We start from the raw sequence: 15,722 nt of genomic DNA on the forward strand, positions 1-15,722 counted from the left end.
CATGCAAGGCCCGCGCCAATACCGGCGCGGTGCGCGGGGGGGGGGGGGCAGGTGGCGGCGCGCGCCGGCCTCTGCTAGCGCGGAAGGTAGGAGCGCAACGCGGCCACCACCTGGTCGGTGGCTTCGTCACGCTCGGCTTGCGAGAGGCCCTCGGCGCCAAGGTGGTCGCGGATGTGGCCCTCGAGCACCACGGACATCAGCCCGTTCACGGCGCCGCGCAGGGCGGCGATCTGCTGAAGCACGGCCATGCAATCGACGCTGTCTTCGAGCGCGCGTTCCAGCGCCTCGGCCTGCCCCTGGATGCGTCGCACGCGGGTCAGCAGCGGTTTCTTGTGTTGGATGGTGTGTGCCATGCCCAAATTCTAGTCAGTGCGACGGCCGGCCTGGGGTGCGATGCCCACGACAAGGCCCTCTTGGCCCGTACGCTGTCTTATACTGGGGGGGAGTATGGAGGACGACGCGATGATTCTTTCCCCGAACGCCGACCCGCAGGGTTGGCAACACTCCCACGTGTTCGACGAAGGCAACCCGCTGGCCGAGCGCAACACGCTGTGGGCGGCCCTGTTGACCGCGGCCATGATGGTGGTAGAGATCGCCGGCGGCTGGGCCTTCAACTCGATGGCGCTGCTGGCCGATGGCTGGCACATGAGTTCGCACGCACTGGCGCTGGGACTGTCGGTGCTGGTCTACGTCGTGGCGCGCCGGCTGGCGGGCAGCAAGCGCTTCGCGTTCGGTACGTGGAAGATCGAGGTGCTGGGCGGCTACACGAGTGCCATCCTGCTCGTGATGGTGGCTGGGTTCATGCTTTTCCAGTCGGCCGAACGGCTGCTTTCGCCCACGGCCATTCACTACGATGAGGCCATCGCCATCGGCGCCGTGGGCCTGCTGGTGAACCTGGTGTGTGCCTGGCTGCTGCGCGGCGGGCATTCTCACGGACATGGGCACGGGCATGCCCATGGGCACCACCACGACCACAGCCATTCCGGTGACCTGAACCTGCGCTCGGCCTACATGCACGTGGTCGCCGATGCGGCGACCTCCGTGCTGGCCATCGCGGCCCTGGTCGGCGGCAAGCTCTGGGGTGCGAGCTGGCTCGACCCGGTGATGGGCATTCTCGGCGCGGGCCTGGTCGCCGCATGGGCCTGGAGTCTGCTGCGCGAGGCGGGGCGCGTGCTGCTCGATGCCGAAATGAACGCGCCGGTGGTGGCTGAAATCCGGGAGGTGATCGCCGCGAGCCCGATTCCCGCCACGCTGTGTGATCTGCATGTCTGGCGGGTCGGCAAGGGCAAGTACGCCTGCATCGTGTCGCTGGCCACGCAGACCCGCGCGACGCCCGACGATTTCAAGCGCCAGCTGCGCATCCATGAGGAACTGGTGCACATCACCGTGGAGGTCAATCCCCTGGAGACGATGGCCGGGCCGGTGCCAGGCAAGGTCTGAACTGGCGGGCCAATGCCGCTTTGATGGCGGCTTTGGAAGGGCGGGCGTGCAGGCACAGTGTTCTCACTGGCGCATCTGTCGGTGAATGAGGAACCCGTCCGTGAAAGCCGCACCCAAGCGCGACAATGAATCCGAGAGCCTGGCCGCACTGCGCGCGCTGGACGTGCTCGACAGCGCCGCAGAGGCAGAGTTCGAGGCCCTGGCGCAGGCGGCCTCCCTGGTATGCGGCAAGCCGATCGCGCTGGTCTGCCTTATTGATTCCGAGCGTCAGTGGTTCAAGGCCAACATCGGGCTGGCTGGTCTGACCGAGACGCCGCGCAGCCTGTCGTTCTGCGCGCATGCGGTGCTCGGCGACGACCTGCTCGAGGTGATGGACGCCACGCTCGACCTGCGCTTTTTCGATCACCCCTGGGTCACGGGCGCACAACAGATTCGATTTTATGCCGGCGCGCCGCTGCGCCTGAGCAATGGCACGCGCATCGGAACGCTTTGCGTGTTCGACCGCGTGCCGGGGCGGCTCGACGACCGGCAGCGCACCACGCTGCGCCAGCTGGCGGTGGCCGTCGCGCGTGCCCTGGAAGGCCGGTGGGCACTGCGCCATGCACGGCGCGACATGCGCGCTGCCGAACATGCCGCGCTCCTGATGCAACACAGCGCGGACGCCGTGATCGGCGTGTCGGCGCTCGGTCTTATCGAGCGCTGGAACCCCGCGGCCGAGCACATGTTCGGTTACACCGCGACCACGGCGCTGGGTGAACCCCTGCGCATGCTGGTGCCCGCGGGCGAGCAGGCCCAGGAGGCGCACGCCTTCCGCTCGTTGCGCGAAGGCGGGCCGCAACACTACGAGTCGGTGCGCCTGCACATGGACCGGTCGCTGGTCGACGTGGCACTCACGCTGGTGCCGGAATTCGACGACGACGGCGAGCTGGCCTCAGCCACCCAGTTCCTGCGCGACATCGGCGCGCAGAAGGCCGCCGCCGCCCAGCTCGCGCGCCACGAGGCCGACCTGCGCCTGGTGGTGGACAACGTGCCGTCGATGATGGCGTACTGGGACCGCAACCTGCGGTGCCGCTTCGCCAACCGTCAGTACGAGAACTGGTTCGGCGTCGAGGCCGGCTCACTCGTGGGCATGCACCTGCGCGACCTGCAGGGCCCAGATTGGTTCCAGGAACAGCTGCCGCACATCGAGGCCGTGCTGCGAGGTGCAGCGCGCACCGAGGAGCGCAGCATGACGGCTCCCGACGGTGCCGTGCGCTACGGCCTGTCGCACTACGCGCCCGACCTGTTCGCCGGCGGCGTGGCCGGCTTTCTCATGCAGGTCAGCGATATCTCCGACCACAAGCGGATCGAAGCCGACCTGCGCGACGAAATGGACAGCCGCGAGCGCATCCATGAGTTGCTGCGCCAGAGCGCCATGGCGCTCGACAAGGCGCAGGAGCTAGGGCAGATCGGCAGTTGGGAGTGGCAGGTGGGGGTGGACGTCACCAGTTGGTCGCCGCAGCTCTACCGCTTGTTCGGCTGCGATCCGACCCTGCCGCCGCCCGGTGCCGGCCGGCGTGCCCGCTACTACGTGGCCGAGAGCTGGCGTCGCCTGCGTCGCGCCATCGATATCTCGGTGCGCTTCGGCGCGAGCTTTTCAGTCGAGCTGGAGATCGTGCGCGTCGACGGAGAACACCGTTGGATCGACGGGCGCGGAGAGGCCGTGCGCGATGCCAGCGGCGACGTGTGGCTGGTGCATGGCACCGCGCAGGACATCACCCAGCACAAGTGCGCCGAGCGCGAGCTCAAGCGCTCCCAGGACTTTCTCGAACGCACGGGCGCGCTCGCCGGCGTGGGCGGCTGGGAGCTGGATCTGCACGACGGCAGCGTGCGTTGGTCGCCCGAAGTCTGCCGCATCCACGGCATGCGTCGCGGCTACCAGCCTACGCTCGAGCAGTCGCTTGCTTTCTTCACGCCCGAGGCGCGCCCGATCATCGAGGCCGCCATGGGCCTGGCGATCGCGGAGTGCACCGGCTTCGACGTCGAGCTCGAAATGGTCCGCCGCGACGGTGCCACGCGCTGGGTGCACGTGGTGGGCACGGTCGACCTCGTCGATGGCGTGGCAGCGCGGCTGGCCGGCGCTTTCCAGGACGTGACCGAGCGGCGTGCGCTGATGGCCGAACTCGGCGAGCAGCACGAGCTGCTGCGCGTCACGCTGCAGTCCATTGGCGACGCAGTCATCACCACGCACGCCGACGGCGCGGTCGCGTGGCTCAATCCGGTGGCCGAACGCATGACGGGCTGGCTCGTGGGCGAGGCGATGGGCCGGCCGCTCGAGCAGGTGTTCCATATCGTCCATGCCGAGACCCGCATGCCCGCCGAGGTGCCGGTGCGTGCCTGCATGCTGGAGAAGCGTGTGCTGGGGCTGGCACGCAACACCATGCTGATCTCGCGCAACGGGCTGGAGTTCGGCATCGAAGACTCGGCTTCGCCCATCCTCAACGAGCAGGGCGAACTGCTGGGCGCCGTGCTGGTGTTCCACGACGTGACCGAACAGCGGCGCCTGAGCGGTGAGATGACCTTTCGCGCCACGCACGACGCGCTTACCGGCCTGATCAACCGCTCGGAGTTCGAGGCGCGCCTGCAACGCACGCTCGACAGTGCCCACGAAGACCATCGCGAACATGCGCTGATGTTCATCGACCTCGACCAGTTCAAGCTGGTCAACGACGCCTGCGGCCATGCGGCCGGCGACCAATTGCTCCAGCAGGTGGCCAAGCTGCTGTCGGAGACCGTCCGTTCGCGCGACACCCTTGCGCGCCTGGGCGGTGACGAGTTCGCGGTGATCCTGGAGCACTGCACGAGCGAGCAGGCCGGTCGCGCGGCCCAACAGATCTGCGACCGCATGGACGACTACCGCTTTGCGCACGATGGCCGGCGCTTTCGCATTGGCGCGAGCATCGGCCTGGTACCGGTAGACCGGCGCTGGGCCAGTACGGCATCGCTGCTGCAAGCCGCGGACACGTCGTGCTATGCGGCCAAGGAGGCCGGCCGCAACCGCTGCCACACCTGGTTCGACACCGACGCGGCCATGCACGAGCGCCACGGCGAAATGCAGTGGGCCAGCCGGCTGGAGCTGGCGCTCGACGAAAACCGATTTGCGCTCTATGCCCAGCGCATCTTCATGATCGACGACGCGCCGCAGGGCCTGCATGCCGAGGTGCTGCTGCGCATGGTCGAGACCGACGGTACGCTGATCCAGCCCGGCTCGTTCCTGCCGGCGGCCGAGCGCTTCAACCTGTCCTCGCGCATCGACCGCTGGGTGCTGCGCCGCTCCATCGATCTGCTGGCCGCGCTGCCCACGCACGGGCACATCGATTCGCTGTGCATCAACCTGTCGGGCCGGTCGATCGGCGACCGCGCCTTTCATCGGCAGGCCACGCAGATGCTTCGCGACGCGGGCAGCGCCGTGTGCCGCTGCATCTGCCTGGAGATCACCGAGACGGCGGCCATCACCAACCTGGCAGACGCGTCGCTGTTCATCGAGCAGGTGCATGCGCTGGGCGTGCGCATCGCGCTCGATGACTTCGGCGCCGGCGCGTCATCGTTCGGCTATCTGAAGTCGCTGGCGGTGGACGTGCTCAAGATCGATGGCCAGTTCGTCAAGGACATCCTCGACGACCCGCTCGACAGCGCCGCCGTGCGCTGCTTCATCGACGTGGCGCAGATCGTCGGCGTGAAAACGGTGGCCGAGTACGTCGACAACAAGGAGGTGCTGCTGAAGCTGCGTGAGATGGGCGCGGACTTCGCGCAGGGTTTCCTGCTGCACCGGCCCGAGCCGATCGAGGCGGTGCTGCGCCCGGAGAACGTCCTGCGCAGCATGGTGGTGGCACCGGAGTGATCGACGCCGCGACAGTGGCGCAGGCACAATGCGGCTTTGGAACTCAGAGCCGTTCACCATCATGAAGACCCAGGCTGCAGCCATCAAAGAAGGCTACGACGTCGATCTGTCCGGACCCGGCCGCCCGTTGGGCGCCAAAGGGAAGTATCCGCGCTACGAAGTCATTCCGCTGCTCACCGAGATGGAGGCGGAGCTGATCCGTACGCTGGGCTTGATCCGCACGCTGCTGGCCGAAGGCGAAGTCGGCCTGGACGCACGCCAGAACATCGTGCAGGCGATCGACGGCGTGCTGGCCGTGGCACAGAACTGAAGGTACCGGCAGGACCGGCCGGGCGTGTTCCCGTCCCGGCCCTGCTCGCCACGGCGTCGAAGGTGGCTCAGACCGCCATGATCGACACGGCCTTGGTCACCAGGTAGGCTTCCATGGCTTCCGGGCCGCCCTCGGAGCCGTAGCCCGAGTCCTTGACGCCGCCGAAAGGCATTTCCGGAGAAGGTGCGGCGGGCTGGTTGATCCACAGCATGCCGACTTCCACCTGCTGCGCCAGCATGTGCGCATTCTTGATCGACTGCGTGAACGCGTAGCCGGCCAGGCCGAACGGCAGGCGGTTGGCTTCTGCGATCGCCTCCTCCAGTGTGTCGAAACCACGGATCGCGGCCACCGGGCCGAACGGCTCGTTGTTGAACACGTCGGCGTCCAGCGACACGTCGGTCAGCACGGTCGGTGCGAAGAAGTTGCCGTCGCTGCCCACGCGTTCGCCGCCGGTGGCGATCTTGGCACCCTTGGCGCGCGCGTCGTCCATCACCTTGGCCATGGCGTTCAGGCGGCGCGGGTTGGCCAGCGGGCCGAGGGTCGTGCCTTCGGCCAGGCCGTCGCCGAGCTTCAGGCTTTCGGCATGCTTGACCAGCGCGCGTGCGAATTCGTCACGAATGCTGTTGTGCACCAGGAAGCGGGTCGGCGAAATGCACACCTGGCCGGCATTGCGGAACTTGGCACCGCCCGAGGCCTTGACGGCCAGGGCCACGTCGGCGTCGGCCGCCACGATCACCGGTGCATGGCCGCCCAGTTCCATGGTGGCGCGCTTCATGTGCGCGCCGGCCAGCGCGGCGAGCTGCTTGCCCACGGGCGTCGATCCGGTGAAGGTGACCTTGCGGATGATCGGGTGCGGGATCAGGTAGTTCGAGATTTCGGCCGGATCGCCGTAGACCAGGCCCACGGTGCCGGGCGGAACGCCGGCATCGACGAAGGTCTGCAGCAGCGCGGCCGGCGAGGCGGGCGTTTCTTCAGGTGCCTTCACCAGGAAGGAGCAGCCGCTGGCCAGTGCCGCGCCGAGCTTGCGCACGATCTGGTTGATCGGGAAGTTCCACGGCGTGAAAGCCGCGACGGGGCCCAGCGGCTCCTTGAGCACCAGCTGCTGCGCAGCCAGGTTGCGCGAGGGCACGATGCGGCCGTAGACGCGGCGGCCTTCGTCGGCGAACCATTCGATGATGTCGGCGCCGGCAAGCACTTCGCCGCGCGCTTCGACGAAGGGCTTGCCCTGTTCGAGGGTCAGCAGGCGGGCGATGTCGGCCGCCCGCTCGCGCAGCAGCGCTGCGGCCTTGCGCATCGTGGTGGCGCGTTCATTGGCGGGGATCTTGCGCCACGCCTCGAAACCGCGCTGGGCCGAGGCCAGTGCGCGGTCGAGATCGACGATGCCGGCGTGCGCCACCTTGCCGATCACCTTGTCGGTGGCCGGATTGATCACGTCCTGCGTCTTGCCGCTAGCGGCGTCGCACCATTTGCCGTCGATCAGGAGGCGCGTGTCGGTATAGCTGGTAGAGGTCATGTGAAGTCCTTGAGGAGGGGCGCGCGAACGCGCCTGGAAGATGGCGACCACAGCAGGGTCGCCGGCGGTACCGGGTCGCGCGTGGCGGACAGGCCGCTGCACGCGCTGCGAGGCAGCCCCACTATCCTAGCCGTGTTCGGTCGCCTGCATCGGGCAGGTGGTGGGTACCGCCGTAGCGCCCTTGGGGTCAAGGTGTCCCGCGCGTGAGATTGAGGATGCGGTCGGTCGCAGGGGCTGGGGCGCCGTGGCCCGCGCGGTCCTGCGCGTGGATGTGGCGCTCCAGCGCCTCCAGGTCCGGTGCACCGCCGAGCACCTCGGTGCCTTCGGTGAACACAGTGAAGTTGTCTCCGCCTGCGGCCAGGAAGCTGTTCATTGCGACGCGATAGCGGCCGTCGGCCTGCAGCGCGACGCCGTTGAGGCGCAGCTCCGAGATGCGTTCGCCAGGCGCGCGCTGCAGATCGAAGGCGTAGTGGAAACCTTCGGACACCATGAGCACCCGGGGCCGTTGGACCGTGTTGGTGCCGCTGTCGAATTGCTGCTCCAGCGCACGGCGGATCTGTGCGCCCGTGAAGGTCTTGACGACCATGCTGTTGCCGAACGGCTGGACGCTGAAGAGCTGCCCATAGCGCACGGTACCGTCGGGCGCAGGCACCAGGTCTTCGCGCATGCCGCCGCGGTTGGTGAATGCCAGTTGCGCACCGCCCGCCTCGGGCGCGCGGGTGGCGGCCAGCTGTCCATCGGCAATGAAATTGCCCAAGGTGCTTTCGCCCGATGCGCTCGGGCGGCGGTCGAGCGGCGCACCCAGCCGCCCGACCACCCGCTGCGCCAGCGGCTGGGCCGCCGCAGCGTAGCGCGCCACGAGGGTGGCCACGTCAGGGTCCTTGGAAAACACCGGATAACGGTCGTTCAGCGCCACGGTCTGGCCGGCGCGGGTGAAGGGCTCGCCCTGCACGATCACCTGGTCCGCGCTGCGGGTGACCACCCGGTGCGTGCGCGCATCGATGCGCAGACGGATGTCGGTCAGCAGCGTGCCGTACAGGCCGGCGCTGGTGAGCAGGCGCCGCCGCGACGGATCGCTGGTCGGCAGGTCGCAGAGGTAGGCCTGGTGGGTGTGGCCTGAGACCACCACGTCGATCTCGGGCGACAGGCGCGAGAGGATCGGCACGATGTCGCCGCTCAGCCCGGCGCAGCGCTTGTCGTTGTAGCCGACCTGCGTGCTGCCGCCCTCGTGCAGCAGCACGACAATGGCGTCGGCACCCTGGGCCTTGAGCGGGGCGACCAGCGCGTTGGCGGTGTCGGCCTCGTCGTCGAAGCGCAGGCCGGCCACGCCCGCGGGCGTCACCAGGCTGGGCGTGGCGCGCAGCGTCATGCCGATGAAGCCGACCTTCACCGTGGCGCCGTTCTGCGTGAAGGTCTTCAGTCCGGTGGCAGGGAACAGCGTGCCGCCGTCCTCTCGCACCGTGTTGGCCGCGAGAAAGCCGAAGTTGGCCCCTGCGAAGGCCGGGTTCAGGCGGCAGGGCTGCAGCAGCGTGTGCTGCACACAACCGCCTTGCTGCATGCGCACGAGTTCGGCGCGGCCCTTGTCGAATTCGTGGTTGCCCATCGCGTTGAAATCGATGTGCATCGCGTTGACCGCCTCGATGGTCGGCTCGTCCAGGAACAGCGCCGAGACCAGCGGCGACGCGCCGATCATGTCGCCGGCCGACACCACCGCATGGTTCGGGTTGCGCGCCTTGAGCGCGGCGATGGCCGAGGCCATGTAGGCCGCGCCGCCGGCAGGCACCTGCACCGTGCGGCCCATCGGTCCGGGTGCGTTGACCGTTGCGAGGGGCGGCTCGAGGTTGCCGTGCAGGTCGTTGAAGGCGATGAGCGTGACGTCGACCATGCCGGGCGGCGGTGCGTCGACAAGCTCCCCTGGCGCGCCCGGGGTGGCCGGGGCGGTACACGCGCCGAGCAGCGTCAGCGCAAGCAGCGCGGCGGCGATGCTGCTGAATGCTGAGCTGCTGCTGCGTGCTGAGCTGCTGCCGCGTGCCGAGATGCCGGAAAGAGGCCTGCCCATGATCGTCATGTTCCTTTGCAACGGGGGTGATGCTGGCACGCAGCGGTGACCTGCGCGTGACGGCTTAGCGTACCCGGTTCAGGCCCGTGGCAAGACGGCGTTGCCGAGCGACACCGGCAGGCCGAGCTTCTCATACACCGCAGCCGTCTGGCGCCGCAGGCGCAGCGACTCGGGCTGGCCGTTGCACTGCTGCTGAAGGATGCCTTGTGCGCCGGCCAGCGTGGCCTCGGTGCCGCTGCGGACGAGCGCATCGAGGTAGACCTGTTCGAAAAGATCGCGCTGCGCATGGCTGCCGCCGATGGCGACCAGGTGGGGCAAGGCGGTGCCCAGGCCCGCGATCGCCCCCGCGAAATCGCCGCGTGCATGGGCGTGCAGACCCTGTGCGGCCGGCACGCACACCTGCTGCCAGGCTGCGCGCGTGGCAGCCGGTGCGTGGGGTGCGTACTGCGCGATGTGATGGAGCAGCGTATCGGCCTCGGGCCGGCCGGCGCGGGCCAGGCCGTAGAGATACTGCAGGTCGAGGAAAGGCAGCACATGGTCGTCGAGCCGTCGGCCGAGGTAGCTGGCGACGTCGTTCCAGCGGTTGCCCACGTCGATGCCTGCCAATTCGAAGCGCGCCAGCAGCGACACCGCGTTGATCTGGTCCTGCGTGTAGTCCTTGACCACGCCCCACACCTGGCGGTCGTAGATGGCAAGCGCCTCTTCGGCGCGGTCGAGGTCAATGAGAAACAGCGCGACGTGCCACCAGTTGTGCGTGACCATGAACGAGTTGAGTCCCGTCCAGGTGTCACTCACGTCCTGCATGAAGGCCAGCCCCTCGGCCAGCCGGCCTTCGGTGAGCATCACGTGGCCGAGCGCGTGATGCGCCCAGGGCTCCTTGCGGCACAGTGCCATGGCCTGGCGCGCACTGGCCTCGGCTTCGCGCATCAGGTGGCATTGCTCGTAGCCGAACGCCGCCATGCCGTGCACGTAGGGCACGTCGGCCGCGGCCGGCAGCGCGGTCAGCGCCAGGCGCAGCATGCCCGGGCAATCGCCGGTGTTGAAGCAGTGGTATTGGCCCAGCTTGAGGGCGGCGAGGTCGCGTGGATGTGCCGCGGCCTGCTCATGGTGCAGCGCGATGGCGCGCAGGATGTCGCCCTCGGCCCAGGCCGCGACGGCGGCGATGAAGCGTTGCTCGCGCGACGTGGTGCGCGAAGCGCCGGCCAGTGCGCGTGCCAGATAGGGCTGGGCGTTGATGCGCCCCTCGCGCGACTCGGCGAACAGGTGCAGCGCGGCACCGTAGGCCTGCACGATGGGGCTCATGTCGCGGTCGATCAATTCCATGAGCGCACCGGCCCGGGCTTCGCAGGCAATGAAGCCCATCACGAAGTCGTCGACCCGCGGCAGGCTGGCCGGATCGTCGAGTGTCAGGGGGTTGCCGAGGGCGTCGGCGAGCAAGGGCACGGCGGTCATGGGGCCGATGGTGCCACGGTCCGCGCCATTGCGCGATGCCCCGTCAGACGCCGGCTTGCTGGTGGCGGTGCTCCTGGGTCTTGCCGCCGTAGCCGTAGGCGGCTGCGCGTGCATCGACCACATGCACGTACGACACCTCGTGCAGCGGCCCGTGCATTTGCGCCATGGCCGCATGCACTTCGCGCAGAAACCGCGCCTTCTCGGCCTTGGTGTTGGTTTCGTCGGTCACGCTGATCTCCAGGTTGAAGGCATGCAGGCCGAGCGTGGCCAGTGATTGGCCACCGACGAACCACGCGTCGTCCGGGATGTACTGCACGGTGACGGCGATCACCTGCGGTTGCTTGCCCAGCGTCGCCTGGGTCAGTGCCGCCAAGGTGTCGACTGCACGGCGGGTCAGCAGGGGATCGGCGGGTCCGGAGAGAAGGAGGGCGATGTGAGGCATGGCGATCTTGCAGAGAGGATTGAAGAGGCCTCGATTCTGGAAGTATCAAAAGCATCGGAAAAGCGGGAAGATATGATGAGTACCATCGGAATAACGGATGGATAAAAAATGGATGAGCGGTCATGCAGGTCTTCGACGTAGAGCAGTTGCGCACGCTGGTGGCGGTGGCCGAGGCCGGTAGCCTCACGGCCGCCGCACCGCGCGTGTTCCTGTCGCAGTCGTCAGTGAGCGAGCAGATGCGCAAGCTCGAGGCGCTGGCGGGACAGCCGTTGCTGTTGCGCAGCAAGGCTGGCGTGCAGCCGACGGAAGCCGGCGAGCGCCTGCTCGCACACGCCCGCCGCATCCTGGCGTTGAGCGACGAGGCGATGCGCGATCTGCGCGGCGAATCGCTGCAAGGGGAGCTTCGGCTGGCTGTGACCGACTACTTCCGGCCCGCCGAAGTGACGCGTCTGCTGGCACGGCTGGACGAGCGTTACCCGCAGGTCCGCCTGCATGTCAGCATCCTCAAGAGCGCTGCCATCGAGGCGGGCTGCGCGCGTGGTGAGTTCGACCTGGGCCTTTCGATGCGCATCGGTGGCGCGGGCGCGGGGAAGGGCACGCCGACACCGCCCGTTGCGGGTGCGTTGGCACTGTCGCGCGAGCCGCTGGTCTGGATGGCGGCGAACGGCATGCGTCTGGTGAGGGGCGAGTCCGTGCGCTTGCTGGTGCTGCCAGACACCTGCTCGCTGCATCGTTTCACTGTCGGGTTGCTGCGCGAGCGCAAGGTGCCGTATCGCGTGGCGCACGTGGCCTCTGGCGTGGCTGGACTGCAATCTGCCCTGGCGGCCGGACTGGGTGTCGCCTGCCTCAACACCTCGGCCCTGGTCGAGGGCGTCAGCCGCCTGGCCCCGCCCCATGGACTGCCCGCCTTGCCGCGCGTGACCTTTCAATTCCTGCCGCCGCGTGCGGGTGAAACCGATTTCGTGCGCAGGGCGCGCGAGCTGTTGGCTTCTCACCTACGCTGATGCTGGGCGCATGCCCGCACAGAGGGCGGGTGATCCCCGCTGGGAACCCGGCGCCTTTGCGTGCATCCTACGGCGCATGAATCAGCACATTCCCCCCACCGTGGCCTCGCGAGGCGTTCGCGCTGTCGCGGCGTCCCTGGCGCTTGCCGGTCTGGCCGCCTGCGTGTCGACACCACTGCCCCCGATGCCGCCGCTGCGTCCGCTGGGCAGTACCGATGCGCCGGCTCCTGCGCCCATGCCCGCGCCGCCGCGCCCGGTCGTCACGGCGCCCGCTGCACCGCCAGTGGTGACCGGCCCGCGCAGCTTCGTGCCGCCGGTGCCGGGCGCGCGGGTGGGACGCTTCAACAACGACACCAACAAGGGCGTCGATTTCGCCGGCAATCTGGGCGAGCCGATCCACGCCGCGCGCGCCGGGCGTGTGGTGCTGGTCAGCAGTGCGCTGTCGACGTACGGCACGATGATCGTGGTCAAGCACGACGACGATTTCATCACCGCCTATGCGCAGATCGGCAAGGCGCTGGTCAAGGAGGGTGACGAGGTGCAGCAGGGTCAGCCCATCGCCGAGATGGGCCGTAACGCGACGAACAACCGCGTCGAGCTGCACTTCGAGATTCGCAAGCAGGGCACGGCCGTCGATCCGGAGCCCTATCTCGACGGCCGGATGTTCTAGCCGCGCGGTGGGCCGCGATCGGCGGCTGCTACCGCGCGCCGGGTGGGTGGGGCCAGTGGCGCTGCGGCTCGCGGATCTGCTCGAAGGCGCGAGAGACCTGCAGCACGCCGAGGTCGTCGAAACGGCGGCCCGCGATCTGCAGGCCAATCGGCATGCCGGCACTGGTGTAGCCGCAGTTGATCGACGATGCAGGCTGTTCCGACATGTTGTAGGGCACCGTGAATCCGATGTGCTCGAGCGGCCGCATCGGGTCGTTGGTCGGACCGGCCCATTCAGCCGGTGCCGGTGAATTGGGCGCGGTCGGCGAAATCACGTAGTCGTAGTCGGCGCAGGCATCGACCGTGACCACGCGTGTCGCGTGGAACTGGCTGAAGGCCCGGAACACGTGCTCGCCACTGAAGCCGGCAGCGCTTTCGGCCCAGGCCCGGATGTAGGGCAGCACCTTGTCGCGTTGCGCGGAGGGCAGGGCCTGCAGATCGACCATCGAGCGCATGCGCCAGAGATGGTCCATGCCGTCGAGCAGGGTTTGCGTCATGAAAGGCTGCATCGGCTCGACGATGGCGCCGGCCTTCTCGAACAGCCGTGCGGCATGTTCGATGGCTTCGCGGATTTCGGGTTCGACCGGCAGCCCGCAGCCGGCTTCGAGCAGCAGCCCGATGCGCAGGCCGCGCAGGTGGTCCGGGCTCACGTCGCAGGCGTCCCAGTCGATGTCCTGCGCGGGCAGGCTCATGCTGTCGCGCGCGTCGGGCTGGGCGAGCACTTGCATCATCAGCGCGGCGTCACCGACGGTGCGCGTCATGGGGCCGGCCGCACGCCCCATGTAGGGTGGGTCGATCGGCACGCGCCCCAGGCTCGGCTTGAGCGTGAAGATGCCGCACCAACCCGCTGGCAGCCGCAGCGAGCCACCGATGTCGGTGCCAATGTGCAGCGGGCCGTAGCCGGCCGCGGCTGCCGCGCCGGCGCCGGCACTGGAGCCACCGGGCGTCTTGCTCAGGTCCCAAGGATTGCGAGCGAGCGTGTGGAAGCTCGACAGCCCGGACGACAACATGCCGTAATCAGGCATGGTCGTCTTGCTCACGAGCACCACGCCCGCCTCTTTCAGCCGTGCGGCCGGCGGCGCGTCGGCCGCAGCAGGCTTGAGCGTGACGGCCGCCGTGCCCGCAGGCAGCGGATCGCCGCGCGTGGCGATGTTTTCCTTGATGGTCGTCGGGATGCCGTCGAGCGGGCCGATGGCTTCGCCGCGCTTCCAGCGCGCCTCCGACTGGCGCGCCTGTTCGAGCGCGGCCTCGGGCCGCAGCAGCCAGGTGGCCTGCAGGTGCGGCTCCCAGCGCTCGATGTGCGCGAGCACCGCGCGGGTCACTTCGACGGGCGATAGCTTGCCGTCGCGGTAGTGGGATGCGAGTTCGCGGGCGGGGAGATCGTGCAGTTCAGAGGACATCGCCTGCGGTCACCACGACAGTGCGGACAGGTCGTTCGCAAAGATCGGCAATTCCTTCCACAGCCCCTTGACGCCCTTCTTGGCGATGGTGGGCCACTGTGGCTGGAACAGGAAGCCGTTGGCCGCGTCGACGGCCAGCATCTTCTGCGCGTCGCCCAGCAGCTTGTTGCGCTCGGTGGCATTGGCGGTGGTCTTGATCTTGTCGAACAGCGCGTTGAACGCCTTCGACTGGTAGCCCCAGTAGTAGTCGGCCTTGGCGTAGTTGCCCAGGTCGAAGGGTTCGACGTGCGAAATGATCGACAGGTCGTAGTTCTTGTTGCCGTAGGTGCCGCTGAGCCACTGGGCCCATTCGACGTTCTGCACCTTCACCACGATACCGATCTTGGCCAGCTGGGCCACGACCATCTCGCCGCCCTGGCGTGCGTAGGGCGGTGGCGGCAGTGTCATCGTGAGTTCGAGGGGCGTCTTGACGCCTGCTTCGGCCAGCAGCTTCTTGGCCTTCTCGACGTCGAAGGGGTTGACGCCGGTGGTGTCGACGTAGCCGGCCGCGCCAGGCACGTAGTGGCTCCCGATCGGCACACCGAGGCCATCCACAGCGCCTTCGATGATGGCCTTGCGGTCGATCGCAGCCAGGATCGCGCGGCGCACGCGCACGTCGTCCAGCGGCTTCTTCGCGTTGTTGATGGCCAGGATCGTCTTGGCGCGCGAGCCGGCCAGGATCACCTGGAACTGCGGGTTGTTCTTGAACTGCGCGACCACACGCGTGGCGATGCGGGGGAACGCGTCGACGTCGCCGGCCAGCAGCGAGGCGGCCTGGGCTGCCGGGTCGGAGATGAAGCGGAAGGTGATCTTGTTGATCTTGGCCTGGGCCGGCGCGCGGTAGCCGTCCCACTTGCTCAGCACAAGCGAGGCGCCCTTGTTGTAGCTGTCGAGCTTGTACGGACCGGTGCCCACGGGCTTGGCCGCATTGGTGTCGGCGCTCTTGGGCTCGACGATGATGGCAGTGGCCTGACCGAGCACGAACGGGAAGTCGGGGTCGATTTCCTTGGCGAGCAGCACGACGGTGAATTCGTCGATCACCTGCACGCCGACGTTGGCGAAGGTGCGCTTGTCCTTGTTGGTGCTCTTCTCGCCACCTGCGCGCTCAAAGCTGAACTTGACGGCCTGTGCGTTGAAGGGCTCGCCGTTCTGGAACTTGACGCCGCGGCGCAGGCGGAAGGTGTAGGTCTTGAGGTCGGGGGAAATGTCCCAGCTCTCGGCCAGCAGTGGCGTGACCGAACCGTCGGCGTTGATCTTGGTGAGCGTCTCGAAGATGTTGTAGAGCACGACCTCGGCGATGGAAGACGCTGCGCTGGTCGTCGGGTCCAGGCCGGTGGGTTCCAGCGTCATGCCCAGCACCATGGCGTCCTTGCGGTTCTGGGCGAAGACGGTCTGAGGCAGCGCCAGGGGAACGGTGGCCAGGGCGGCAGAGGCGAGCACGGTGCGACGATTCAACATACGAGGTTCACTCCGAA

At 68.1% G+C, this 15,722-nt stretch carries 12 protein-coding genes; 5 read left to right on the top strand and 7 right to left on the bottom strand.

What is annotated here, in order from left to right; all coding sequences use genetic code 11:
- Positions 1 to 74: 74 nt before the first annotated feature.
- The gene (locus J2W36_RS03290; protein WP_307688238.1) at positions 75 to 353 is read right to left on the bottom strand and encodes a metal/formaldehyde-sensitive transcriptional repressor; all 279 of its coding nucleotides are present in this window, start codon (positions 351 to 353) and stop codon (positions 75 to 77) included.
- 109 nt (positions 354 to 462) lie between these two features.
- Here J2W36_RS03290 and dmeF point away from each other — a divergent pair, with 109 nt between their 5' ends.
- From dmeF to J2W36_RS03305, 3 genes are all read left to right on the top strand, one after another.
- Complete coding sequence (dmeF, locus tag J2W36_RS03295; RefSeq protein ID WP_307688239.1) at positions 463 to 1,440, top strand: CDF family Co(II)/Ni(II) efflux transporter DmeF; 978 nt, start codon at positions 463 to 465, stop codon at positions 1,438 to 1,440.
- Between the two features lie 100 nt (positions 1,441 to 1,540).
- Complete coding sequence (locus J2W36_RS03300; protein WP_307688240.1) at positions 1,541 to 5,320, top strand: EAL domain-containing protein; 3,780 nt, start codon at positions 1,541 to 1,543, stop codon at positions 5,318 to 5,320.
- Between the two features lie 61 nt (positions 5,321 to 5,381).
- On the top strand, positions 5,382 to 5,630 hold the full coding sequence (locus J2W36_RS03305; protein WP_307688241.1) for a hypothetical protein: 249 nt from the start codon (positions 5,382 to 5,384) through the stop codon (positions 5,628 to 5,630).
- Positions 5,631 to 5,697: 67 nt separating this feature from the next.
- On the opposite strand, the gene J2W36_RS03310 is transcribed toward J2W36_RS03305, so the two are convergent.
- The 4 genes from J2W36_RS03310 to J2W36_RS03325 all read right to left on the bottom strand — a co-directional run bounded on the left by J2W36_RS03310 (position 5,698) and on the right by J2W36_RS03325 (position 11,096).
- Positions 5,698 to 7,143, bottom strand: a complete 1,446-nt coding sequence (locus tag J2W36_RS03310; RefSeq protein WP_307688242.1) for an NAD-dependent succinate-semialdehyde dehydrogenase — start codon at positions 7,141 to 7,143, stop codon at positions 5,698 to 5,700.
- Positions 7,144 to 7,330: 187 nt separating this feature from the next.
- Positions 7,331 to 9,202: a bifunctional metallophosphatase/5'-nucleotidase gene (locus tag J2W36_RS03315; RefSeq protein WP_307688244.1), complete on the bottom strand. Its 1,872-nt coding sequence runs from the start codon at positions 9,200 to 9,202 to the stop codon at positions 7,331 to 7,333.
- Positions 9,203 to 9,280: 78 nt separating this feature from the next.
- On the bottom strand, positions 9,281 to 10,654 hold the full coding sequence (locus tag J2W36_RS03320; protein WP_307688245.1) for a tetratricopeptide repeat protein: 1,374 nt from the start codon (positions 10,652 to 10,654) through the stop codon (positions 9,281 to 9,283).
- A gap of 43 nt (positions 10,655 to 10,697) precedes the next feature.
- The gene (locus J2W36_RS03325; protein WP_307688246.1) at positions 10,698 to 11,096 is read right to left on the bottom strand and encodes a tautomerase family protein; all 399 of its coding nucleotides are present in this window, start codon (positions 11,094 to 11,096) and stop codon (positions 10,698 to 10,700) included.
- A gap of 122 nt (positions 11,097 to 11,218) precedes the next feature.
- Between J2W36_RS03325 and J2W36_RS03330 the strand changes: the two genes are divergently transcribed.
- Positions 11,219 to 12,100, top strand: a complete 882-nt coding sequence (locus J2W36_RS03330; protein WP_307688247.1) for a LysR family transcriptional regulator — start codon at positions 11,219 to 11,221, stop codon at positions 12,098 to 12,100.
- 76 nt (positions 12,101 to 12,176) lie between these two features.
- Positions 12,177 to 12,770, top strand: a complete 594-nt coding sequence (locus tag J2W36_RS03335) for a murein hydrolase activator EnvC family protein (protein ID WP_307688248.1) — start codon at positions 12,177 to 12,179, stop codon at positions 12,768 to 12,770.
- A gap of 28 nt (positions 12,771 to 12,798) precedes the next feature.
- On the opposite strand, the gene J2W36_RS03340 is transcribed toward J2W36_RS03335, so the two are convergent.
- Both J2W36_RS03340 and J2W36_RS03345 read right to left on the bottom strand, forming a co-directional pair.
- A complete protein-coding gene (locus J2W36_RS03340; RefSeq protein ID WP_307688249.1) occupies positions 12,799 to 14,208 on the bottom strand; it encodes an amidase in 1,410 nt (469 codons plus the stop codon).
- A gap of 9 nt (positions 14,209 to 14,217) precedes the next feature.
- A complete protein-coding gene (locus J2W36_RS03345; protein ID WP_307688250.1) occupies positions 14,218 to 15,705 on the bottom strand; it encodes an ABC transporter substrate-binding protein in 1,488 nt (495 codons plus the stop codon).
- Positions 15,706 to 15,722: the final 17 nt, after the last annotated feature.

The organism is Variovorax ginsengisoli, assembly GCF_030811835.1.
GTDB lineage: Bacteria > Pseudomonadota > Gammaproteobacteria > Burkholderiales > Burkholderiaceae_C > Variovorax > Variovorax ginsengisoli_C.